The sequence below is a fragment of the Lachnospiraceae bacterium GAM79 genome (assembly GCA_020735665.1).
Taxonomy (GTDB): Bacteria; Bacillota; Clostridia; order Lachnospirales; family Lachnospiraceae; genus Coprococcus.
Genome location: CP085928.1, coordinates 1,545,913 through 1,569,823, shown reverse-complemented (window position 1 = coordinate 1,569,823; position 23,911 = coordinate 1,545,913). Strand labels below are relative to the sequence as shown.

18 protein-coding genes are annotated in these 23,911 nt (G+C 43.1%); all 18 read left to right on the top strand.

Going from position 1 to position 23,911, the window contains the following annotated elements; genetic code table 11:
• Positions 1-8: 8 nt before the first annotated feature.
• The 18 genes from LK416_07030 (at position 9) to purB (ending at position 23,744) form a co-directional block, all read left to right on the top strand.
• Entirely contained in the window at positions 9-809 is an 801-nt protein-coding gene (locus tag LK416_07030) for an RNA methyltransferase (protein UEA75880.1), read from the top strand.
• 188 nt (positions 810-997) lie between these two features.
• Complete coding sequence (locus LK416_07025) at positions 998-1,627, top strand: single-stranded DNA-binding protein (GenBank protein UEA73469.1); 630 nt, start codon at positions 998-1,000, stop codon at positions 1,625-1,627.
• 399 nt (positions 1,628-2,026) lie between these two features.
• Positions 2,027-2,911: a 4-hydroxy-tetrahydrodipicolinate synthase gene (gene dapA, locus LK416_07020; protein UEA73468.1), complete on the top strand. Its 885-nt coding sequence runs from the start codon at positions 2,027-2,029 to the stop codon at positions 2,909-2,911.
• A gap of 218 nt (positions 2,912-3,129) precedes the next feature.
• Positions 3,130-3,885 (top strand): 4-hydroxy-tetrahydrodipicolinate reductase, encoded by a 756-nt coding sequence (dapB, locus tag LK416_07015; protein ID UEA73467.1) that lies wholly within the window; start codon positions 3,130-3,132, stop codon positions 3,883-3,885.
• 8 nt (positions 3,886-3,893) lie between these two features.
• A complete protein-coding gene (locus LK416_07010) occupies positions 3,894-4,220 on the top strand; it encodes a DUF6145 family protein (protein ID UEA73466.1) in 327 nt (108 codons plus the stop codon).
• A gap of 9 nt (positions 4,221-4,229) precedes the next feature.
• Positions 4,230-5,003 (top strand): type III pantothenate kinase, encoded by a 774-nt coding sequence (locus LK416_07005; GenBank protein ID UEA73465.1) that lies wholly within the window; start codon positions 4,230-4,232, stop codon positions 5,001-5,003.
• 8 nt (positions 5,004-5,011) lie between these two features.
• A complete protein-coding gene (gene dusB, locus LK416_07000; protein UEA73464.1) occupies positions 5,012-5,965 on the top strand; it encodes a tRNA dihydrouridine synthase DusB in 954 nt (317 codons plus the stop codon).
• A 646-nt stretch (positions 5,966-6,611) separates the two neighbouring features.
• On the top strand, positions 6,612-7,505 hold the full coding sequence (locus tag LK416_06995; protein ID UEA73463.1) for a 3D domain-containing protein: 894 nt from the start codon (positions 6,612-6,614) through the stop codon (positions 7,503-7,505).
• A 747-nt stretch (positions 7,506-8,252) separates the two neighbouring features.
• The gene (locus LK416_06990; GenBank protein ID UEA73462.1) at positions 8,253-13,631 is read left to right on the top strand and encodes a glycoside hydrolase family 9 protein; all 5,379 of its coding nucleotides are present in this window, start codon (positions 8,253-8,255) and stop codon (positions 13,629-13,631) included.
• A gap of 233 nt (positions 13,632-13,864) precedes the next feature.
• The gene (gene thrC, locus LK416_06985) at positions 13,865-15,352 is read left to right on the top strand and encodes a threonine synthase (GenBank protein UEA73461.1); all 1,488 of its coding nucleotides are present in this window, start codon (positions 13,865-13,867) and stop codon (positions 15,350-15,352) included.
• A 383-nt stretch (positions 15,353-15,735) separates the two neighbouring features.
• Entirely contained in the window at positions 15,736-16,155 is a 420-nt protein-coding gene (gene queD / locus LK416_06980; GenBank protein UEA73460.1) for a 6-carboxytetrahydropterin synthase QueD, read from the top strand.
• A gap of 139 nt (positions 16,156-16,294) precedes the next feature.
• Positions 16,295-16,963 carry a putative 7-carboxy-7-deazaguanine synthase QueE gene (queE, locus tag LK416_06975; protein ID UEA73459.1) on the top strand — a complete coding sequence of 223 codons (669 nt, stop codon included), beginning with the start codon at positions 16,295-16,297 and terminating at the stop codon, positions 16,961-16,963.
• 78 nt (positions 16,964-17,041) lie between these two features.
• Entirely contained in the window at positions 17,042-17,623 is a 582-nt protein-coding gene (folE, locus tag LK416_06970) for a GTP cyclohydrolase I FolE (protein ID UEA73458.1), read from the top strand.
• A 13-nt stretch (positions 17,624-17,636) separates the two neighbouring features.
• Positions 17,637-18,317, top strand: a complete 681-nt coding sequence (gene queC / locus LK416_06965) for a 7-cyano-7-deazaguanine synthase QueC (GenBank protein ID UEA73457.1) — start codon at positions 17,637-17,639, stop codon at positions 18,315-18,317.
• Between the two features lie 68 nt (positions 18,318-18,385).
• Positions 18,386-19,297 carry a diacylglycerol kinase family lipid kinase gene (locus tag LK416_06960; protein UEA73456.1) on the top strand — a complete coding sequence of 304 codons (912 nt, stop codon included), beginning with the start codon at positions 18,386-18,388 and terminating at the stop codon, positions 19,295-19,297.
• 34 nt (positions 19,298-19,331) lie between these two features.
• Complete coding sequence (gene glmM, locus LK416_06955) at positions 19,332-20,684, top strand: phosphoglucosamine mutase (protein UEA73455.1); 1,353 nt, start codon at positions 19,332-19,334, stop codon at positions 20,682-20,684.
• A gap of 111 nt (positions 20,685-20,795) precedes the next feature.
• Positions 20,796-22,271 carry an amidophosphoribosyltransferase gene (gene purF / locus LK416_06950; GenBank protein UEA73454.1) on the top strand — a complete coding sequence of 492 codons (1,476 nt, stop codon included), beginning with the start codon at positions 20,796-20,798 and terminating at the stop codon, positions 22,269-22,271.
• 21 nt (positions 22,272-22,292) lie between these two features.
• Entirely contained in the window at positions 22,293-23,744 is a 1,452-nt protein-coding gene (gene purB, locus LK416_06945; GenBank protein UEA73453.1) for an adenylosuccinate lyase, read from the top strand.
• Positions 23,745-23,911: the final 167 nt, after the last annotated feature.

Here is a 23,911-nt window from a genome sequence, read left to right as displayed (position 1 = left end):
ATATGGAGATCATTACTGCAAATTCAAATCCCAAGATAAAGAATATAAACAAGCTAAATAAAAATGCGTCATTTCGCAAAGAAGAACAGGTGTTTATAGTAGAAGGAATCCGTATGTTCCGGGAACTTCCGGTTGATCGTGTTAAGCAGGTATTTGTATCGGAAACGGCATATCAGAGATATGGAACCGAGCTTCCGGAAAAAGGAATCACGGAACAGGACAGACGACTGGTTGTCGTATCAGACAGCGTATTCCGATCGATGTCGCAGACGAAGACACCGCAGGGACTTCTTGCTGTCGTTGAGAGATATCATTATACAATGGAAGATTTGATTTCTGTGATGGATAAACGCGAGAACGGAAATACTTTCTTAGTTCTGGAATCTATACAGGATCCGGGTAATCTCGGTACGATCGTGCGGACGGCAGAGGCTGCCGATGTTACAGGTATTATTATTGGAGGAGATTCCTGTGATATATACAATCCGAAAGTGGTACGATCCACAATGGGAACGATCTTCCGTGTGCCGTTTGTCTATGTGGATGATCCGGCGAAGGCGGTTGACCGGTTGAAAGAACATGGGATCGTTGTCTATGGGGCGCATTTGGATGGATGTGACCTGTATGCAGGGAAGCTTAAAAGAAACAATGCGTTTCTGATCGGAAATGAAGGAAACGGACTGACCGATGAGTTATCATCAAAGGCTGATCGTCTGCTCCGTATTCCGATGGCAGGACAGGTGGAATCATTAAATGCTGCAATATCGGCAACCCTTCTTGCGTATGAAGCATACAGACAACGCAGATGATTAGAAATATGTGATATTAAAAAGGAGCCGGGCTTATATAGTCCGGCTTTATTCTATTTATTCAATTAATTTGCCCTAACTCCCGATATAAGACAAAACAAGACAAAAAAAAGCAGCATATCTTCCGGTATAAAAGAATATATTTTATGGTATACATTCGAAGGGATATACCAGAAGGGAGAAAAAACATGGAAAAAACATTAAACAATAACCAGGTGATCGTAGCGGGGGAGATTGCATCAGACTTTACATTCAGTCATGAGATCTTCGGAGAAGGATTTTATATGGTGGATCTTGTCGTTGCCAGACTGAGTGATACCTATGACGTAATACCACTTATGGTGTCTGATCGGTTATTTGATGTAGAGAATTCCCATATCGGGGAAAAGGTGATGGCGAGAGGACAGTTTCGGTCTTATAACAAGCATGAAGAGACGAGAAACCGTCTGATCTTATCGGTATTTGTCAGGGAGATATCGGTACTGGATGAAGATGATGAGGAAGCAGAGAATAAGCCGAATCAGATCTATCTGGACGGTTATATATGCAAAGAACCGGTGTACCGTATGACACCACTGGGACGGGAGATCGCAGATATTCTGCTGGCAGTCAACCGGGCATATGGCAAGAGCGACTATATTCCTTGCATCTGCTGGGGCAGAAACGCAAGATTTGCGGGAAAACTGAAGGTGGGCGAGCATGTCGCTGTATGGGGCAGGATCCAGAGCCGGGAATACCAGAAACGAATCGGGAATGATCAGATCATCAGCAAGACTGCTTATGAGGTATCTGTCAGCAAAATGGAATGCCTGGAGTAGACCGGTAAAGGGACAGTAAAGCAATGAACAGACAGGGAAAAGAAGTCGTTACATATTGACAGAAACAGACAGGAATGATATAGTAATTTTATCTAATGGAAAAAAGAAAAATTCAGTAGAGGCGCGGTATTTATCAGTAAATATATGGATATATATGGAGGTAGATGATATGTGTTGAAAGGGGATACCGCCGAAGGAAGCAGTTATCCATAGAGCTGTAACCTGGTTGTGCAGCGAATAACTGTATGACTGTCATCGTCACAGATGGAGGGCTACTTTTTAAAGAAGTATATTATTTCTAAAGGTCGGCGCTCGTATGCCGACCTTTAGTGCTGTATGGATACAGTAAAGAGAGTTCCGCGACGATTTTATGTATTAGATTTTAAGGAGGAAAATTTCATGTCAATTTTTGAAGGATCAGGTGTAGCTTTAGTAACACCGTTTAAGGAGAATGGTGAGGTTGATTTCGATAAGATGAAAGAACTCGTTGAATTCCATATTGCAAATGGTACAGATGCCATTATAGTATGTGGAACAACAGGTGAAGCATCCACATTATCACATGAAGAACACCTTGCATGTATAAAAGCATGTGTAGAATATGTAGATCACAGAATCCCTGTTATCGCAGGCGCAGGTTCTAATTGTACAGGAACAGCCATTTATCTTTCTACAGAAGCAGAAAGCTATGGCGTAGATGGATTGTTGTTAGTAACACCATATTACAACAAGGCAACTCAGAACGGTCTGATCGCGCACTTTACAGCTATTGCAAATTCTGTAAAGGTTCCGATCATCTTATATAATGTACCATCCCGTACAGGATGTAACATTCAGCCGGAGACAGCGGTTACACTTGCAAAGACTGTGCCGAATATCGTAGGTATCAAGGAAGCATCCGGTAATATCGCACAGGTTGTTAAGCTGGCAAAGCTGGCAGACGGCTGTATTGATATTTATTCCGGTAACGATGATCAGGTAGTACCGCTTCTGTCATTAGGCGGAAAAGGTGTTATCTCAGTAACAGCAAATATCGCTCCGAGAGATGTACATGATATGGTTAAGAAGTTCATGGATGGCGATGTAAAGGAAAGTCTTGATATTCAGTTAAAGATGATCGATCTGTGTGAGTCACTGTTCTGTGAAGTAAATCCGATCCCTGTTAAGAAGGCAGTTGAGCTTATGGGCTTATGCGGCGGAACGATGAGAATGCCATTAACAGAGATGGAGCCGGCACATGTAGAGAAGTTAAAGGCTGCAATGACAGCATACGGCTTACTTTAAAAAAGAAACTACAGATGATCTGATAAAGAGCCATTCTGTATGATATAGACAAAGATGGACAGAAGGGATACAGGAATCTGTCTGCAGTATATAAAATCCCGCAGGCTCTGCGGGATTTTTGTTTACGCGGTTACGTAAGCCAAAGTTCATGCCGCATGAGAATCTGGCGGCTGCCGCGGATGAATGAGTAAAACACAGGATAAATGGAGGAAAAGAACATGGTTCGAATCATAATGCATGGATGTAACGGTAAGATGGGACAGGTGATCACAGGACTTGTAGCAGATGATCCAAATGCACAGATCGTTGCAGGTATTGATATAGCAGATAACAGAGATAACGGATATCCGGTATTTACAGATATTAAGAAGTGTGATGTGGCAGCAGATGTAATCGTTGATTTTGCAGCAGCAGCGGCAGTGGACGCACTTCTTGATTACAGCGTGGAGAAACAGATCCCGGTAGTTCTCTGTACAACCGGTTTAAGTGATGAACAGCTTGCAAGGGTAAAAGAGAGCAGTAAGAAGGTTGCGATCTTAAAGTCAGCCAATATGTCGCTTGGAATCAATACTCTTATGAAGCTGTTAAAGGATGCTGCAAATGTATTTGCACCGGCAGGCTATGATATCGAGATCGTTGAGAAGCATCATAACCAGAAGGTAGATGCACCATCCGGAACAGCGATAGCACTTGCGGATTCTATTAATGAAGCAAGAGGCGGAGAATATGAATATGTCTACGACAGAAGTCAGGTCAGAAAAAAGAGAGATAAGAAAGAGATTGGTATCTCAGCCGTTCGTGGCGGAACGATCGTTGGTGAACATGAGGTCATCTTTGCAGGAATTGACGAAGTGATCGAATTCAAGCATACTGCATATTCCAAGTCAGTATTTGCAAAGGGTGCGGTAGAAGCCGCAAAATTCCTGGCAGGAAAACCGGCAGGCATGTATGATATGGCAGATGTGATAGGATAGGAGAAACAATGAAACCAGAAAAGGTTGTATTATGTGCTAGTTCGAAGTACGAACAGAAATTTTATCTGAATGAGGAGTTTAAAGGACTTCCGGAAGAAATAAAAAAAGAATTAAAAATCATGTGTGTATTGTTTACAGAGGATGTAGGTGGTATACTGAGGCTTGAATTTGACCAGGAAGGAAGCCTGAATCTTGTAACAGAGGCATTTGATGAAGATCTGTTATATGATGAGATCGGATGCGAATTGAAGATCAAGCAGTTACAGAAGGACAAGCAGCAGCTGTTTTCCAGTCTGGAATTGTTTTATAAGGTGTTTTATCTGGAAGACTATTAGAGGTGAGAGATGCTATTTGCAATTGATGTAGGAAATACGAATATCACGATGGGATTGTTTGACGGGAAAAAGTTAGAGAAGACATTCCGTATGACGACAGGAATATCGAGAACTTCAGACGAATTTGGTGTGTTTTTGGGAGAGTTGCTCAGAATGAGAAATCTTCCGTTAGATGTGATCGATGAAGTTATCATTGCATCTGTAGTGCCGAATGTGATGCATTCCTTGACAAACGGAATAAGGAAATATTTCAAACTTGATCCTCTGATCGTAGAGCCGGGAGTAAAGACAGGTATTAATATTGCAATTCCAAATCCAAGGCAGCTCGGGGCAGACCGTATTGTAGATGCGGTAGCCGCGTATCATATGTATGGCGGGCCTGTGTTGGTGATCGATTTTGGAACAGCAACCACATATGATCTGGTAAATGGAGATGGTTCATTTATAGCAGGAGTAACATCGCCGGGTATCCGTCTGGGTGCAAATGCATTATGGAGCGGAACTGCGAAGCTGCCGGAAATCGAGATCAAAGTGCCGGATACGATACTCTGTAAGGATACGATCTCCAGTATGCAGGCAGGTGTATGCCTTGGGTATATCGGACAGACCGAATACATTGTAAAACGTATGCGGAAGGAATCCGGTTTTGATAATATGAAGGTTGTTGCGACCGGTGGACTCGGTAAGATGATCTATGAGAATACCGATTGCATCGATACTTATGATCCGGATCTGACCTTATATGGATTACGAATTATTATGGATAAACAAAAACAGGCATAGGAGTATTTATGGATTTTACGAATAAACTTGTTTTGGCGCCAATGGCTGGGGTATGTGACCAGCCATTTCGTTTGTTGGCAAAGGAACAGGGCTGCGATATTTTATATACGGAAATGATCAGTGCAAAGGGCTTGTACTATGATAATAAGAACACAGTTCCGCTGCTTGCGGTTTCGCCGGAAGAAGATCCGATCGGTGTGCAGTTATTTGGGTCAGACCCGGAGCTGCTTGCAGAGATGGCGAAGAAGATCGAAGATCGTGGATTTGCATTTGTCGATGTGAATATGGGTTGTCCGGTTCCGAAGATTGTGAATAACGGCGAGGGATCTGCGCTGATGAAGAATCCGCTGTTAATAGGAAAGATCGTGTCGGCAATGACAAAAGCATGTAAGCTTCCGGTTACCATTAAGATCCGAAGCGGCTTTGACAGTGAGCATATCAATGCACCCGAGGTTGCACATATAGCGGAGGAAAGCGGTGTGGCTGCCGTGGCTGTACATGGCAGGACCAGAGAGCAATATTATCATGGCCATGCGGACTGGGGAGTGATCGCAGACGTGAAAGCGGCAGTGAATATCCCTGTGATCGGAAATGGGGATATCCTGACACCCGAGGATGTGATTCGGATGAAAGAACAGACGAACTGTGATGCTTTTATGATAGGAAGAGGTGCACGAGGCAATCCATGGATCTTCCATGAATTAAAGACATACTTTGAGACAGGAGAGATTCCGCCAAGACCGGATAAGCAGCAGGTGAAGGAAACAATGCTCCGTCATGCCAGGCTGATGATCGATTTTAAAGGAGAGTTTACAGGGATTCATGAGATGCGGAAGCATGTTGCCTGGTATTCGGCAGGTATGTATGATTCTTCCAGACTCCGGAATCTGATCAATCAGGTAGAGAGCTATGATGAGATGGTGGAGCTGCTTGATGCATGGACGGATGGAATGCTGCTTTAAGTCATGTATGAATCCGCAGGTGTGTTTTTGGGGGCTGATTGGTTCTATATGTAAACAAATGACTCATTTCGTTTCTATTCGATACACTCAACTTATTTGTCAGCAGTCGCCCAAACTCGCCCTGATAGGCTCAAACATGGGCTTGGTGCTGACTGTTAGGGTGTATCTCATAACGAAACTATATGAACGTCCTTGGTTACATATAGAACCAGCCAGCCCCCCAAAAACACACCTGCGAATTCAGATACAGACTTGGTGTGTCAGACATTAGAAACAAATAGAGATGATTTTGAAATATATGCAGCTGGATGCGTGTGCGATTCAAAATTATTTCTATTTTTTTTAAGAAAAAATGCAGTTTTGATGCTAAAAATTAAGAATTTATCTTTGTGGAAGTGTCCAATGTGCCAAGTTGTTGCATAAATGTTAAGATGTTAAAATATGCAAAATGCACAATACACAATTATTAAAATTATATAAAAATACCATATTATTTTGGTAAAATATTTTGTAGCTACGACATAATTAATAAAAATGGCTGGTTTGCTTGACCTTTTGATTGTCAGGCATTATAATAACGATACAAACAAGAGTTAATCTTTTTGTAACAATTTCGAAACTGAAAAGAAATCAAGGAGAGAAAATTATGAAGAAATTTTCAAGCTCCAGCCAGATGTTTTCAGAAAATATTAAGAAATATCTGATGAGAGCAGGTATTGTTGTAGTATCCACTTCCCTCGGAGTTGCATCATTTGTCACTCTGGCTTCGGATGAATCACGAGTTCATTCAAAAGCAAAGCTGGTAGCTGTTTCACAGCTTGAATCTACAGCAATCGAAGATACGAAGGTTGAATATTCTAAGATAGAATACACAGATTTACAGAAGTCCATCAATGATGCCGATATGTTGGCAAAGGTTGAGAAGACAAGTAAAGAGACAGAAGCCGTTGCTCTTGCAGCAAAGGAAGATAAAGTTGATCTTCTTACAGTTGAAGACAGAACAGAAGCAACTGCTGAGGAACCAACAGAAGTTACAACTGAGGCAACAACCGCTGAGGCAACAACGACAGAAACGACTACAGAGGAGCCGGCATCTTCATCAGAAGAGATGGCACTCGCAAAGAAGAGCAAGAAAGCAAAGAAGACAACAGAGAGCGTAGGCGATGAGAAGCAGCAGCGTGGTATCGAAGCTACAGAAGCTACGGAAGAAGCTACAGCTGGTGCAATCTATGTAGAAGATGACAGCTATCAGCCGGGAACTTATCTTGGTACATTCACAACAACAGCTTACTGCGGATGTTCATACTGTTGTGGTAAGTCCGATGGAATTACAGCCAGCGGTACATATGCTACAGAAGGAAGAACAATTGCGGCACCAAGTAATTTTGCGTTTGGTACAGAACTTATCATTGATGGTCACACATATGTCGTAGAGGACAGAGGTGGTGCAATTCGTGGTAACAGAATCGATATTTTCTTCTCAAGCCATCAGGCAGCTTTAAACTACGGAAGAAGAACTGTTGACGTATATGTCAAATAATTCAGTATAGACAGAGTGGGACAGAACCCTTTGGGTTCTGTCCTTTTTGCGTAGCGAGTAGACCATGCCCTGCTCACTGTGTGGCAACGATAAAGCCCATGTGTAGTAACAGCCTTCTATGATCGGGAATGACTCATTTCGTTTCTATTCGACACACTCGCCTATTTGTCAGCAGTCGCCCTAACTCACCCTGTGGGTTCAGACAAGGGCTTGATGCTGACAGCTAGAGTGTATCTCATTACGAAACTACATGAATGTCATTCCCGATCATAGAAGATTGTTGCCACACATGGGTTTTATCTGTTATATATATCATGAATAAGTTCCTATATGACGACATAAGGCCTGACTGCCGAACTACTCATATAAAACACATGACTCATTTCGTTTCTATTCGATACACTCGCTTGTTTGTCAGCAGTCGCCCTAACTCACCCTGCGGGTTCAGACAAGGGCTTAGTGCTGACAGCTAGAGTGTATCTCATTACGAAACTGCATGAATGTCATTGCTTATTATATGAGTAGTTCGGCAGTCAGACTTGTGTCTGTTATATATAACAAGATCAGATTAATATGAACAAAATACCTGGTAATATTTGTAAGGATGGATAGTGGATTTTCATTGTGGGATCCGGAAGTTATTGGTATAATTGATTTAACTGCGAATAAGAAGGATTGTTTCGGTGAGCTCATGACATGAGGGGTGGGATTACCGGAACGGCTTTTGAGAAAAAGGAAGGAGAAGGTATGAGCAGACAAAGGGACAAATGGGTTACAAGGGTCATAGCATGGATGCTGTCATTTGCGATGACAGTAAGCCTTGTGGTGATTCCTTCGGACAGGACAGAGGCAGCGGAGGAGACGATTGCTCTGTCTTACAGTACGGGTCAGGTGACGGCAAGTGGAAATGTGGATAATCAGGTCAGCCTTGATCTTGGAAATGGCGGATACAGCGATCTGTCGGAGCTTAAGAGTGCGGGGCTTACCAAGCTTCGTGTCAGCTTCGAGGTATCATCAGCCAGCGGAACAGGAAATGTTGGCGGACAGGCGTTTGTAAACGCGAAAGGAACATGGAAGGGTGAATGGGTCAATGTGAATGCAGGCTCCGGCACTCAGACCGTAGAACTGGATCTGACACAGTTCTATAGCAAATCCGGTCAGTTATATAATTTTGGTTTTCAGTTTGAGAACGTAACAAGTATCACATACAAGATCACAGAGGCTGTACTGGTAAAATCCGGCAGCAGTTCAGGAAGTGAATCAGGTGGTGATTCCGGTTCTTCTGATTTTGGAACAGAGAGAGATTACTCATCAGGCGTAACAGCAACTGTGGCGAATCAGGGATCACCAAGTACTGACTGGTCAGGCTTTGAAATGACGATCAATAACAATACAGGGGTATCAATCTGCGACTGGATCGTAGTGCTGCAGGTACCATCCGGTACGGCTTCGGCATTTAAGTGTTGGAATGCAACCTTTGTGGCAGATGGTGATACGATCTATATGTATCCGATGAAGAGTGGTGCAAATGCAGTCCTTGCGGCAGGAACGATGAAGAAGGACATACCGGGTGGCGGTTTCTCGTCAAAATATATTGATGCATCCAGTATTCAGGTAAAAGCCGTTTATTATAACAAAGGAACCTCTTCTTCTGTGGATTATTCCAAGGGCGAGACAAATGATGATAATACAGGCGGCTCCGGTGGTTCCGGTGGAACCTCGTCCGGTGATACCACAACGAATAAAGATCTGGATGTAGAATTCAACTATGCAAAGGCATTGCAGGAAAGCCTGTATTTCTATGATGCAAATATGTGTGGCAATCTGGAAGGAACCTGCGCACTTTCCTGGCGTGGCAACTGCCATACTTACGATAAAAATGTAACATATACAAAGAACGGAAAGACCTACAATGTAGATGCTTCCGGCGGCTTCCATGATGCAGGCGATCATGTGAAATTCGGACTTCCACAGGGATATGCAGCATCCATGCTTGGAATGAGCTATTATCAGTTCAAGGATGCATTTGACGAGCTTGGTCAGAAGGAACATCTGAAGAAGATCACGGATTATTTCTGCGATTACTTTAAGCGGTGTACAGTGTACGAGGGAGATCAGGTTATCGCATTCTGTTATCAGGTAGGTGACGGCAATACAGATCATGGTGTATGGACAGCACCGGAAACTCAGACTTTAAATCGTCCGGCATTCTTTGCAGATGCGAGCAATCCGGCTACCGATGAAGTGAGTGTTGCGATCGCAGCACTGGCATTGAACTATATTAACTTTGGAAATGATGAGGATTTAAAGACAGCAAAGGATCTCTTTACATTTGTAAAGAATAATAATAAAGCATGTGCAACTGATGGGGCATCAACATTTTATGCATCAAGATCATATGGTGATGATTATGCATTTGCTGCAAGTACACTTGCAGCTGCTACAGGTGATACTTCTTATAATTCTATTTATAACGATTATAAAGATAATTCTGATAATGGCGTGAATCAGTATTGGGTATTGGACTGGGGAAATACCGGAGCACTGGCGTGTATGCTTCAGAAGGATACCGCAAAGCTCAAAAGCATTACAGAGGTCTGCACGAACAAGAGTAAGATCGATGGAGTATTTAACTGTGTCAGTGACTGGGGCTCCTGCAGATACAGTGCAGCAGAACAGTTTACCGGTCTTGTGTATGATAAGCTGACAGGAACAACGACTTACGCCAAATGGGCAACCAGTCAGATGAACTATATGTTAGGCGATAACCCGAATAAACGATGCTATATCGTAGGCTATAATGAGAACTCCAGTAAATATCCGCATCACAGAGCGGCATCCAGATCGACAGATTCAAAGATCATAAACAGTGATCATTATACGTTGCTTGGAGCATTGGTAGGCGGACCCGGGGCGGATGGAACTTATAAGGATGATCAGGGAGATTATTTCTGTAATGAAGTAGCACTTGATTATAATGCCGGACTGGTTGGTGCGGCAGCCGGACTTTATCTGGTACATAAGAATGATGAGACTGTATATTTATCCTATGCTAAGAAGAATACAACGAATTACAGTACAAAGACAGCATCTGCTACAGAGCTTGGTGCTGTAGGCGTGAAGACTTATTACGGAACCAATTCCGGTGGTGATACAGAGGAAGAAGTAAAGGCAACAGCCATCAAACTGGATAGCCTGATCGTTGAATTAACAGAAGGACTCGACATTACGATCCGCGCAACGGTTACTCCGAAGACTGCGGAACAGAAGGTGATATGGAAATCTGAAAACGAGAAGGTAGCGACCGTTTCGGAAACAGGAAAAGTAACTGCGGTCGGAGCAGGTGAGACAACTGTGACAGCTACAACGACAGATGGAACAAATCTCACAGCAAGCTGCAGGGTGACAGTAAAGGCAGCACCAAAGGCAGAATTTGTTACAGATCAGACAGCTTTAACCTGTGATCCTGTTATTTATGGATATGAAGCAGGATCGACAGCATCATTTGTATTAGAGAATGAGGGAAATGATACAGGATTTGTAACGATAGCGTTAGAAAAAGGCACAGACAGCCCATTTGAAATATCCGGCGATACATCGATAAAGGTTGCAGCGTCAGATAAGACAACAGTGGGTATCGCATTAAAGACAGGTAAGGATGCAGGTTCTTACAGTGACAATCTGTTGATAGAGGCAGATAATGGACAGTCCTTTCAGATCCCGGTATCTGCAACGGTTGAGAAATGTCCGGTAACGGGTATTACATTCCCGACAGCAGGAATGATCGTAACCGGTCAGACACTTTCTGAGTCGAAGTTATCTGGTGGAGATGAGACCTATGGAACATTTGCATGGGCAGATGCAGCAACGAAACCGGAACGAGGAACGTATCAGGGACAGGTGGTGTTGACCCTTCGTTCCGATGTGAAGAAGAATTATGCATTTGACCGGATTACAGGGTATGATGCGGCAGCAGGCACGATCACACAGAATGTGACCGTAATAGTCAGCAGAGCAGGACTTCCGGCTATCACGTTCCCGGAGGCTTCTGATCTGGTATATGGACAGACACTTTCAGATTCTGTGCTGACAGGTGGTTCTGAAGAGTACGGAACATTTGCGTGGAGCACCCCGGATGTGAAGATGGGTGAACAGGAAGTAGCAAATGGAACCAATCAGTATGAAGTTGTATTTACATGGAGTGATGCAAGCAAGAAGCAGTATCAGATCGAGGATACAGATGAGGATGCTGTATATAAGAAAATGGTTTCTGTAAAGGTACAGAAGGCAGAACAGACAGCGGTTCCGGATAGTGTGGCACTTCTTGCAAGAACAAAGGATACGATCCGGATCTCCGGTCAGGCTGGCGTCCGGTATTCAGTGGATGGAACAACGTGGAAGCAGGCAGCTTCAAATGGCGAAACAATTGAATTTACAGGTTTGCGAAGCTTTACAAAGTATACGGTTTCAGGCAGATATGCAGAAACTGCAACTGCATATGCAGGAAAAGCAGTGGAATTGCTTACGGTATATACACTTGTTCAGGATCCGTATACGATCGATATAGCAAAGATTGCGGACAAAGAATATCAGGATGCATTACGGACAGAGGATGGAAGAACAACTGTCGATTATACAGAACCGGTTCTTAGACTTACAGAGGATGGCAAAGACTATGTGATCACAGGAAAGAATAGGGAGCTTGTTATTAAGGCAGGTGGAGCAACAAAGATCACATTGGATCAGGCGGAGGTCGGAGCTATTGAGATCACCGAAAATGCTGGTGGTAAGACCGAGATCGTGAGAAAAGGAACGATAACGATCGCAGGTAATGTCGAGACAGACGGCGGACTTGTGATCAATGGTGACGGAACGCTTATGGTTTCCGGTAAGATATCTGCGACCGGTGACATAACGATCAAAGGCGGAAAGGTATCGGTTGATGGAGGAGTCTTAGCAGGCGGCACAGTTCTGATCCGGGATACAGAGCTTGTCGCAGGTACAGATGAGACAGGAACGGCGATCAAAGCAGATACTGTACGGATCGAGGATTCCAAGGTAACGGTCGGAGCGAATCAGGATACGAAGAATCCACCGATCAAATCAGACAATATTATTCTGGTTGGAGACAATACAGTAGCATCCTCTTCAGGTTCAAAGGATATCTTTTCGTCGAAACCAAAGGATGAAAATGGAGATGAGATCCCGGATACGATCCTGATCGAGAAAATCACGTTAAACAAGACCAGCGTGGTATTAAATATTGGTGATACAGAACGGATCGCAGTAGCGGTCGTTATACCGGCAAATGCAACACTGAAGACATTTGACTGGAAGAGCAGCAACGAGAAAGTGGCAAGTGTATCACAGACCGGTGAAGTGAAGGGAGTAAGTGCCGGAACTGCAGTTATTATGGTAACAGCGAAGGACGGAAGTGGTGTTACAGGCTCCTGCACCGTTACGGTAAAGAAGAAAGAAACTGTAACACCGACACCAACACCGAATCCGGAAAAGCCGACGACCGAGAAACCTACGATCGAAAAGCCGACGACCGAGAAACCAACAACCGAAGAACCAAAGAAGACGGTCAAACCGGCAAAGGTCAAGATCCAGGCAGCAACCAAAAAGATCGCTCCGGGCAAGAAACTGACCTTAAAGGCAACGGTTACACCTAAGAAAGCAACAAATAAGAAAGTAAAATGGACGATCCGTAAATCGGATAAGAAGTATGCTTCTATCAACAGCAAGGGTGTTCTGACAGTTAAGAAAGCTGCCAAGGGTAAGACGATCAAGGTAACCGCAACAGCAGTCGGTAACAGTAAGGTGAAAGCAACTTATACTGTTAAAGTCATGAAAAAGGCAGTTAAGAAGGTTACGATCACATCAAAGAAAAAGACTGTGAAGAAAGTAACGATCAAGAAGAAACAGTCCGTAACCTTAAAAGCAAATCTGACTCCGACAAAGGGAATCAGTAAAGAGGTGACCTGGACCTCCGGTAATCCGAAGATTGCAAAGGTAACAGCCAAGGGTAAGGTAACCGGAAAGAAGAAGGGAACGGTTAAGATCACGGCAAAAGCAAAGGACGGAAGCGGTAAGAAAGCAACCATTACCCTTAAAGTAAAATAATCTTTTCCATTTGTAACAGGTGGAAACAGACAATACGATGGCGGAAGAATGATCAGATCCTGTAAAATATAAAAAACAGATTTGATAGATGCTTCCGCCGTCTTGTGTTTTGAAAACGGGTATGCTATAATGTGGACGCTTGCAGGTTGATTTCAGTATGTCTGGATAAAAGCATCGGAAAAAGAAAGCCTGCATAAGTCAAAAGAGTAAATAAAACAGAAGGAGAGTGCCATATGGAATTGATATACAGAAGTACAAGAAATGCAAATGAAACAGCGACCGCATCAGAAGCAATCTTAAAGGGTCTTGCAAATGAAGGAGGATTATTTGTTCCTGACAGTATTCCTGCTCTTGATGTCAGCCTTACAGATTTGGCGCAGATGAACTATCAGCAGGTTGCTTATGAAGTAATGAAGCTGATGTTTACAGATTTTACAGAAGAAGAGTTAAAGCATTGTATCAATTCAGCATATGACAAGAAGTTTGATACACCGGAGATCGCACCACTCGTACATAAAGCAGGTGCATATTATCTGGAATTATTCCACGGTTCAACGATTGCATTTAAGGATATGGCATTATCCATTCTTCCTTATCTGCTTACAACATCCGCAAAGAAGAATCATGTAAAGAACGAGATCGTTATTCTGACAGCTACTTCCGGTGATACAGGAAAGGCAGCACTTGCAGGATTTGCAGATGTATCGGGAACAAAGATCATCGTATTCTATCCAAAGCATGGTGTAAGCCCGATCCAGGAGAAGCAGATGGTAACCCAGAAGGGTGAAAATACATTTGTCGTAGGAATTACAGGCAACTTCGATGACGCACAGACAGGTGTTAAGAAGATGTTCTCAGATGAGAAGCTTGCTTCATACATGGACGAGAAAGGATATCAGTTCTCATCAGCTAATTCAATCAATATCGGACGTCTGGTTCCGCAGATGGTTTATTATGTATATGCATATACAAGACTGGTTAAGGACGGAACGATCAAGGCTGGCGACAAGATCAATGTTGTTGTACCAACCGGTAACTTTGGAAATATCCTTGCAGCATATTATGCAAAAGAAATGGGACTTCCGATCGCGAAGTTCGTATGTGCATCAAATGACAACAAGGTATTATATGATTTCTTTACAACAGGTACTTATGACAGAAATCGTGAATTTATCTTAACAACATCACCATCTATGGATATCCTGATCTCAAGCAACTTAGAGAGACTGATCTACAAGATCGCAGGAAATGATGCAGAGAAGAATGCAGCACTGATGAAGCAGTTAAGCACAGAAGGTGTATATACGATCACAGATGAGATGAAAGCAAAGCTTGCTGAATTTGCGGGCGGTTATGCAACAGAAGCAGAAACCTCGGCAACGATCAAGAAAGTATATGAGTCGGATTCTTATATCATGGATACACATACAGCAGTAGCAGCAACCGTATATGACAAGTATGTAAAAGAAACAGGAGATAAGACTCCTACGGTTATCGCTTCTACAGCAAGCCCATACAAGTTTACAAGAAGTGTTATGGAATCTATCGACGAAGCTTATGCAGCAAAGAGTGACTTTGAATTAGTTGATGAGCTCTGCAAGTTATCCGGTGTAAAGGTTCCACAGGCGATTGAGGACATCCGTACAGCTCCTGTTCTTCACGACACAGTATGTGACAAAGAAGAAATGGAGAGCGTCGTAAAGAAGTTCTTAAACATCTAAAAACAGATGCCGGTCAGATATGACAGACAATGCAGAAACAGAATAACTGACAGTTCATTAATACCATCCTGTCACTAAACAAAACTAGGAAAACACGCGCATGAAGGGCATTTTCCTATATGCGCGTTTTTTACATAGGAATGTTATATTGCACAGCTGTCAGCTTGTACGATGTAATAAGCATCGACATTTGTGTAGTTTCGTTATGAGACCTGCACTAGCTGTCAGCACCAAGCCCATGTTTGAACCCGTATGGGTGAGTTTGGGCGACTGCTGACAAATAGGCGTGCAGGTCGAATAGAAACGAAACAAGTCGGGCGATTACATCGTACAAGCTGACAGCTGTGCAATATAACATTCGAAAATAAAAGAAAGAGGAAGATATGTACAGTTTAAAGACAAATTCAAGTTTTGACAGCGCGCATTTCCTTGCGGGCTATGAGGGTAAATGCAGAAATCTGCACGGACACCGCTGGACGGTTGAAGTTGAAGTCGGCGGCGAGAAGCTGATGCAGGACGGACAGACCAGAGGCATGGTTGTAGATTTTGGAGATCTGAAAAAGGATCTCAGAGAGAAAACAGAAGAGATGGATCATTGCCTGATCATGGAGAAAGGTACATTGAAGGAAAAGACGATGGAAGCACTGGCAGAAGAACAGTTCCGTATCATCGAGCTTCCGATGCGTCCGACAGCAGAGAATCTGGCAAAGTATTTTTATGAATATATGGCAGATAAGGGATATCAGGTGATTCGTACCACAGTTTATGAGACCCCGACCAATGCAGCAACGTATATGGCATAATAGCAGAAGAAAAACTATATAGTGTAAAATAATATAAGACAAAAAAGACTTAGAATAAATAACAGGCAAGATCAAGGATGTCATAATAGATAAATGACATCGAAGGATATCATATACAAAAAGTAAGAAGGAAATAGAAATGGCAAAATTTAAAGTAGCGGAACGATTTGTCAGCATCAACGGTGAATCCGTAAAAGCCGGAGAATTGGCAGTATTTATTCGTTTTACAGGCTGCAACCTGAATTGCAGTTACTGTGATACCAAATGGGCAAATGAAGCAGATGCCCCATACGAAGAACTGACGGATGAAGAAATCTATGACTATATCAAACGAACCGGAGTCAGAAACGTGACATTAACCGGTGGAGAACCATTGATCCAGAAGGATATCGATAAGCTGCTCCTGATGCTGGCGATGGATGAGGAGCTTCAGGTAGAAGTAGAGACAAACGGAAGTGTTGATATCGCAGAGTTTAAAGCACTGACAGACCGGGTAGCATTTACACTTGATTATAAGCTTCCGGGAAGCGGAATGGAAAGTAATATGTGCTTTTCAAATTATAACTACATTGATAAGAAGGATGCGGTAAAGTTCGTATCCGGCTCGATCAAGGATCTGGAAACAGCAAGAGACATTATTCATGAATGGGCATTGGATATCAAATCAAACGTCTATATCAGTCCGGTATACGGTAAGATCAATCCGGAGGATATCGTTGATTTTATGATCGAGAATGAAATGAATGGTGTAAAATTACAGTTACAGCTTCATAAGTATATCTGGGATCCGGAGATGCGCGGAGTGTAAAACGGATGAAACCGCAGATATCGATATTAACATATTATTTGGATAATAGATTAAGAGTAATAAGAGAATGGAGTAGAAATGGCAATTGATAAAGAAGCAATAAAGGAGCATATTCGTGGAATCCTTGTAGCGCTTGGTGATGACCCTGACCGGGAAGGCTTAAAAGAGACACCGGACCGTGTTGCGCGAATGTATGAAGAAGTATTTGAGGGAATGAATTATACCAACGATGAGATTGCTGAGATGTTTGGCAAGACATTCAAAGAGGAAGATGCAGCACATACAAGTGATATGGTATTCGTAAAGGATATCGAGGTGTTTAGCTACTGCGAACATCATATGGCATTGATGTATGATATGAAGGTGTCAGTGGCATACATCCCACATGGCAGGGTCTTAGGACTCAGCAAGATCGCACGGATTGCAGACATGGTAGCGAAGCGGTTGCAGCTTCAGGAGCGGATCGGATCCGATATCGCATATGTGGTTGGAAAGGCAGCAGGCTCACCGGATGTAGCCGTACTGATCGAGGCCAATCATAGCTGCATGACAGCAAGGGGCATTAAGAAGCCGGGAACGAAGACCTATACAACGACGTTCCGTGGTGCATTTGAGAATGATGTGAATTTACAGAATAAAGTATTGATGATGAACCGATAGGAGGATATGAAAGATGCAGAATTTGAAGAACAGAGATGAAGCAGTTGTTGTATTCAGTGGTGGACAGGACAGTACGACCTGTTTGTTATGGGCGCTTAAGAAGTATAAAAAAGTATACGCAGTATCATTTGACTATGGACAAAAGCATATAAAAGAATTAGAATGTGCAAAGAAGATTGCTGAAAAATTTGGAGTAGAGCATCATATTCTGGATATGAGTCTGTTGAATCAGCTTGCACCAAATTCATTGACAAGAAGTGAGATGAAGGTAGACGAGAATGCACCGGAGGTCGGTACACCGAATACATTTGTAGATGGAAGAAATATGGTATTTCTGACATTTGTAGCGATCTATGCGAAGCAGAAGGGCGTCAGCGACATTATAACCGGTGTCAGCCAGAGTGATTTCTCCGGCTATCCTGACTGCAGAGATATTTTCATCAAATCATTGAATACAACACTGAATCTTGCGATGGACTATGAATTCGATATCATCACACCATTGATGTGGATCGATAAGATGGAGACCTGGAAGCTGGCAGATGAACTCGACGGACTCGATGTTATCAGAGATATGACCCTTACCTGTTATAATGGTATTCCGGGCGAAGGATGCGGTCACTGTCCATCCTGTAAGCTCAGAAAAAAGGGATATGATCTCTACATGGAATATAAAAAGAATCACAATGCATAAAGCATAAACCGGACGGGAACAGAGCAATCGGATAAATGCGTTCCTGTAAACAGTAATGAGGTATGATTATGAAAAAAATGCTGTTTATTGTAAATCCCAAAGCGGGACGAACAACTTTGAAGAATTGTCTTATAGATGTCATAGATATCTTTTGCAAGAAAGACTATGAAGTCAGAATTTATCTGACACAGGGAGTCGGTGATGCTGCCCGTGTCGTAAAAGAAGAAGGAGAGAACTACGATGTGATCGTATGTGCCGGAGGTGACGGAACTCTTGGTAATACGGTTACGGGATTTATGGAATGTGGACTGAATCGGCCGTTGGGGTATATCCCATGTGGCTCGACAAATGATTATGCCAGAAGCCTTGAGATTCCGAAGGAAGCAATCGAGGCAGCGGAACAGCTTGTCGCGGCCGCACCTTTTTCGGTAGATGTCGGAGAACTGAATAAGAATTATTTTGTCTATGTTGCGGCGTTTGGCATTTTTTCGGATACATCTTATGCAACCCCTCAGAATATGAAGAATATTTTAGGACATGCTGCATATGTATTACAGGGTATGAAGAGTCTTGTAAATGTTCCGACATATAATCTGAAGATTGAATTTAATAACCAGACATATACCGGTGAGTTCATGTTCGGTATGATATCGAATTCAGTATCGGTTGGTGGATATAAGAGTCTGACCAGCCATGGAGTTGAATTCGACGATGGCTTGTTCGAAGGAGTTCTGATCCGTAAGATCCAGAATTTTGCAGATCTCCAGAGAATCATCAATTCGCTGCTCCTTGGAAATACAAATGAGACGAATATGGTGGCATTCCGTACGAATCGTGTTGTGATCGAGAGCGAAGAGCCGATCGCATGGACCCTGGATGGTGAATATGGTGGAGAATATACCAGATCAGAGATATCGGTTCACAGACGGGCAATCGCTCTACTGGTATCACCGGAAGAAGAAAAAGAAGAAGTTAAGTAGTTCAAACTGAGTTGAAAGAAAGAGGTTTACAGTTATGGGTAAATATTTTGGAACAGATGGATTCAGAGGTGAAGCAAATAAGGATCTTACTGTACAGCACAGCTTCAAGGTCGGACGTTATCTTGGCTATTATTATGGCAAGAAGAATCCGGAAGGCAAGGCAAAGGTGGTTATCGGTAAGGATACCAGACGTTCAAGTTATATGTTTGAATATGCGCTGGTCGCAGGCTTAACGGCAAGTGGTGCAGATGTATATCTGATGCATGTAACACCGACACCGAGTGTTTCCTATATTGTCAGAACCGATGGTTTTGACTGTGGAATCATGATCTCGGCAAGTCATAATCCATACTATGATAATGGTATCAAGATCATCAATGGCATGGGTTACAAATTAGAGGCTGCGGTTGAAGAAGAGATTGAGCGTTATATCGATGGTGAGATTCCGGAGATTCCGCTGGCTACAAAAGAAAATATCGGATGCACGGTTGATTACTCCATGGGAAGAAATCGTTACATGGGATACCTGATGACGATCCCTACCCGATCCTTTAAGAATATGAGAGTTGGACTGGACTGCGCAAACGGTGCAGCCTATCAGGTTGCAAAGGCAGTATTTGATGCACTCGGAGCAAAGACCTATGTGATCAATAATGATCCGGACGGAACCAATATCAATACAAATTGTGGATCTACCCACATTGAGGGACTGCAGAAGTTTGTAGTAGAAAAAGGACTGGACGTAGGATTTGCTTATGACGGTGATGCAGATCGTTGTCTGTGCGTTGATGATAAGGGCGAGTTAGTAGACGGAGATAAGATCCTGTATGTCTGCGGACGTTATATGAAGGAACGCGGAGAACTGAATAAGAATACGATCGTAACAACGATCATGTCAAACCTTGGCTTATATAAAGCATTGGATAAGAAGGGAATCTCCTATGATAAGACAGCAGTCGGTGACAAATATGTATTTGAATCCATGATGGAGCATGGATATTCTATCGGCGGCGAACAGTCAGGACATATCATCTTCTCCAAATATGCAACGACCGGAGATGGTGTATTGACGTCTTTGAAGATCATGGAAGTTATTCTGGAACGCAAATGTAAATTATCAGAGTGCTTCAAGAGCCTGACAATCTTCCCGCAGCTTCTGGTAAATGTAAAGGTATCCAGTAAGGATGCGGTTATGAATGATCCGGATGTGCAGGCATTAAATCAGAAGATCGCAGAGGAGCTTGGTTCTGACGGAAGACTTCTTCTTCGCCAGAGCGGAACAGAACCGCTTATCCGTGTTATGGTAGAAGCAGAGAGTGATGAACTCTGCAACAAATATGTATATCAGATGGTAGATCTGATCAAAGAGAAAGGTTATGCAATATAGAGAAAATGGCTGTTAATTTCCGGAATAATTTTTCACATTCCAACATTGACAGAAAAACAGAAAACGTATAAAGTCTTAGTGTGTTAAAAAATAAAATACGAGAGGCAAAACATGAACGAGAATATAAGATCCCATTATTTTGAGAATGATGACAAGATGCATGAAGAATGTGGTGTTTTCGGAATGTATGATTTTGACAACAATGATGTTGCAACCTCCATTTATTATGGATTGTTTGCATTGCAGCATCGAGGACAGGAGAGCTGTGGTATTGCAGTATCAGACACGGAAGGTCCCAAGGGGAAGGTAAGCTCCATGAAGGGCATGGGTCTGGTAAATGAGGTGTACACACCGGAATCCTTTGAGAAATTAAAAGGAAATATCGGTGTCGGACATGTCAGATATTCAACTGCCGGCGCGAGTACGATAGAAAATGCTCAGCCATTAGTCTTAAACTATGTAAAAGGTACACTTGGTCTTGCACACAATGGTAATCTGATCAATGCGCCGGAGCTTCGTAAGGAACTGGCACTTACAGGTGCGATCTTCCAGACGACGATTGACTCCGAGGTTATTGCTTATCATATCGCAAGAGAACGTGTGAACAGTGCAAGTGCCGAGGAAGCAGTTATGAAAGCACTCAGAAAAGTGAAGGGATCTTATTCACTTGTAGTAATGAGTCCAAGAAAGCTGATCGGAGCCAGAGATCCGTTTGGATTCCGCCCGCTCTGTATCGGAAAACGTGATAATGCCTATATCCTTGCATCGGAAAGCTGCGCCCTTGATACGATCGGTGCAGAATTTATCCGTGATGTAGAGCCCGGAGAGGTCGTAACGATCTCGCCTGAGTATGGTATTCAGTCCTATAAGGATATGTGTCAGGAGAAGCATGCAAGATGTATCTTTGAATATATCTATTTTGCTCGTCCGGATTCCGTATTTGACGGAATGGGAATCTATGAATCCCGACTGATCGCGGGAAGATGTCTTGCAAAGGACAGTCCGGTAGATGCAGATATGGTTGTAGGTGTTCCGGAATCGGGAAATGCAGCAGCTCAGGGATATTCACTGGAATCCGGCATTCCATACGGAACGGCATTTGTCAAGAATGGCTATGTCGGCAGAACATTCATTAAGCCACAGCAGAGCCAGAGAGAGTCCAGTGTCCGCGTGAAGTTAAATGTATTAAAAGAAGCGGTAAAGGGCAAGCGTATCATCATGATCGATGATTCCATTGTCAGAGGTACAACCTCAGACCGTATCGTAGGAATGCTTCGCGAGGCTGGCGCAAAGGAAGTTCATGTAAGGATCAGTTCGCCTCCGTTCTTATATCCTTGTTATTTTGGAACGGATATCCCGGACAGAGAGCAGTTGATAGCATATAACCGTTCGGTTGATGAGATCTGCAAGATCATCGGCGCCGATTCCCTTGCTTATCTTCGCAAGGAGCGGCTGGTAGAGATCTCCGGTGGAAGACAGTACTGCCACGGCTGCTTTACAGGGGAATATCCGATGGAGCCACCAAAGGAAGATATCCGCGGAGAACATGAGAATTTCAAACGCGGTGAAGATTCAAAAGTAAAATAAAGAAATACAGGAGAGGTAAAAATGAGTACAGACAGATACACAAGCCCATTCTGCGAGAGATATGCAAGTAAAGAAATGCAGTATATTTTCTCTCCGGATAAGAAGTTTAAGACATGGAGAAAATTATGGATCGCCCTTGCAGAAACGGAGTATGAACTCGGCCTTTCTGAAAACGGCAAGCCGGTTATCTCACAGGAGCAGATCGATGAGTTAAAGGCACATGCAGAGGACATCAATTATGATGTAGCAAAAGAGCGTGAGAAGATGGTTCGTCATGATGTTATGAGCCATGTATATGCATACGGCGTTCAGTGCCCAAAGGCTGCCGGCATCATCCATCTGGGAGCAACAAGCTGCTATGTTGGTGATAACACAGATGTTATCGTTATGACAGAGGCTATGAAGCTTGTCAGAAAGAAATTATTAAATGTAATCAACGAACTGTCCAAGTTTGCTATGGAATATAAAGATCTGCCGACACTGGCATTTACCCATTTCCAGCCTGCACAGCCAACAACTGTTGGTAAGCGTGCAACCTTATGGCTTCAGGAACTGATGTTAGATCTGTCTGATCTGGATTACATGATCGGTCAGCAGAAGCTCCTTGGATGTAAGGGAACAACAGGAACGCAGGCAAGCTTCTTAGAGCTCTTTAACGGAGATCATGAGAAGGTTCGCCAGATCGATAAGAAGATCGCAGAGAAGATGGGATTTGAAGCATGCTATCCTGTATCAGGACAGACTTATTCCCGTAAGGTAGATTCCAGAGTCTTAAATGTACTTTCCGGTATTGCACAGAGTGCACATAAGTTCTCAAATGATATCCGTCTGTTACAGCACTTAAAAGAGATCGAGGAGCCATTTGAAAAGAACCAGATCGGTTCATCAGCAATGGCATATAAGAGAAATCCGATGAGAAGTGAGAGAATTGCATCTTTATCAAACTACGTTATGGCTGATGCATTAAATCCTGCATTTACAGCAGCAACACAGTGGTTTGAGAGAACGCTGGATGATTCCGCAAACAAGCGTGTATCTGTTCCGGAAGCATTCCTTGCAATTGACGGTATCTTAGACCTGTACCTGAATGTTGTAGATGGTCTGGTTGTATATGATAAGGTTATCTATCAGAGATTCATGAAGGAGATTCCGTTTATGGCAACTGAGAATATCATGATGGATGCTGTAAAACGTGGCGGCAATCGTCAGGAGCTGCATGAGCTTATCCGTGAATACTCCATGCAGGCAGGCGCAACTGTAAAGAAAGAGGGCAAGGAAAATAACCTTGTTGATCTGATTGCAGCAGATCCTGCATTTGGCATGACCAAGGAAGAGATCGAAGCCATCCTTGAGCCAAAGAACTTTGTCGGACGCGCACCGGAGCAGACCGAGGAATTCATCACAGAGGTTGTAAAGCCGGTACTTGATGCAAATAAAGACATACTTGGCATGACCGCTGAGATCAACGTATAAAAGTTAAATATCACATGAATCAATTAGGGATGCATATCCCACTGTAATGACGCGTTGTGGTTTCTATTCAGTGCACATACCTGATTCGTAAATGCTCTTGTGCTAATTCGCTTTTGGCTCAAACAAGCACTCGCATTTACTGGTAATGTGCACTTCATAACGAAATC

Excerpts from the sequence above, each read along its gene's own strand:
- LK416_07025 (UEA73469.1), top strand. The coding sequence starts at position 998 with ATGGAAAAAACATTAAACAATAACCAGGTGATCGTAGCGGGGGAGATT.
- dapA (UEA73468.1), top strand. The coding sequence starts at position 2,027 with ATGTCAATTTTTGAAGGATCAGGTGTAGCTTTAGTAACACCGTTTAAG.
- dapB (UEA73467.1), top strand. The coding sequence starts at position 3,130 with ATGGTTCGAATCATAATGCATGGATGTAACGGTAAGATGGGACAGGTG.
- LK416_07010 (UEA73466.1), top strand. The coding sequence starts at position 3,894 with ATGAAACCAGAAAAGGTTGTATTATGTGCTAGTTCGAAGTACGAACAG.
- LK416_07005 (UEA73465.1), top strand. The coding sequence starts at position 4,230 with ATGCTATTTGCAATTGATGTAGGAAATACGAATATCACGATGGGATTG.
- dusB (UEA73464.1), top strand. The coding sequence starts at position 5,012 with ATGGATTTTACGAATAAACTTGTTTTGGCGCCAATGGCTGGGGTATGT.
- LK416_06995 (UEA73463.1), top strand. The coding sequence starts at position 6,612 with ATGAAGAAATTTTCAAGCTCCAGCCAGATGTTTTCAGAAAATATTAAG.
- LK416_06990 (UEA73462.1), top strand. The coding sequence starts at position 8,253 with ATGAGCAGACAAAGGGACAAATGGGTTACAAGGGTCATAGCATGGATG.
- thrC (UEA73461.1), top strand. The coding sequence starts at position 13,865 with ATGGAATTGATATACAGAAGTACAAGAAATGCAAATGAAACAGCGACC.
- queD (UEA73460.1), top strand. The coding sequence starts at position 15,736 with ATGTACAGTTTAAAGACAAATTCAAGTTTTGACAGCGCGCATTTCCTT.
- queE (UEA73459.1), top strand. The coding sequence starts at position 16,295 with ATGGCAAAATTTAAAGTAGCGGAACGATTTGTCAGCATCAACGGTGAA.
- folE (UEA73458.1), top strand. The coding sequence starts at position 17,042 with ATGGCAATTGATAAAGAAGCAATAAAGGAGCATATTCGTGGAATCCTT.
- queC (UEA73457.1), top strand. The coding sequence starts at position 17,637 with ATGCAGAATTTGAAGAACAGAGATGAAGCAGTTGTTGTATTCAGTGGT.
- LK416_06960 (UEA73456.1), top strand. The coding sequence starts at position 18,386 with ATGAAAAAAATGCTGTTTATTGTAAATCCCAAAGCGGGACGAACAACT.
- glmM (UEA73455.1), top strand. The coding sequence starts at position 19,332 with ATGGGTAAATATTTTGGAACAGATGGATTCAGAGGTGAAGCAAATAAG.
- purF (UEA73454.1), top strand. The coding sequence starts at position 20,796 with ATGAACGAGAATATAAGATCCCATTATTTTGAGAATGATGACAAGATG.
- purB (UEA73453.1), top strand. The coding sequence starts at position 22,293 with ATGAGTACAGACAGATACACAAGCCCATTCTGCGAGAGATATGCAAGT.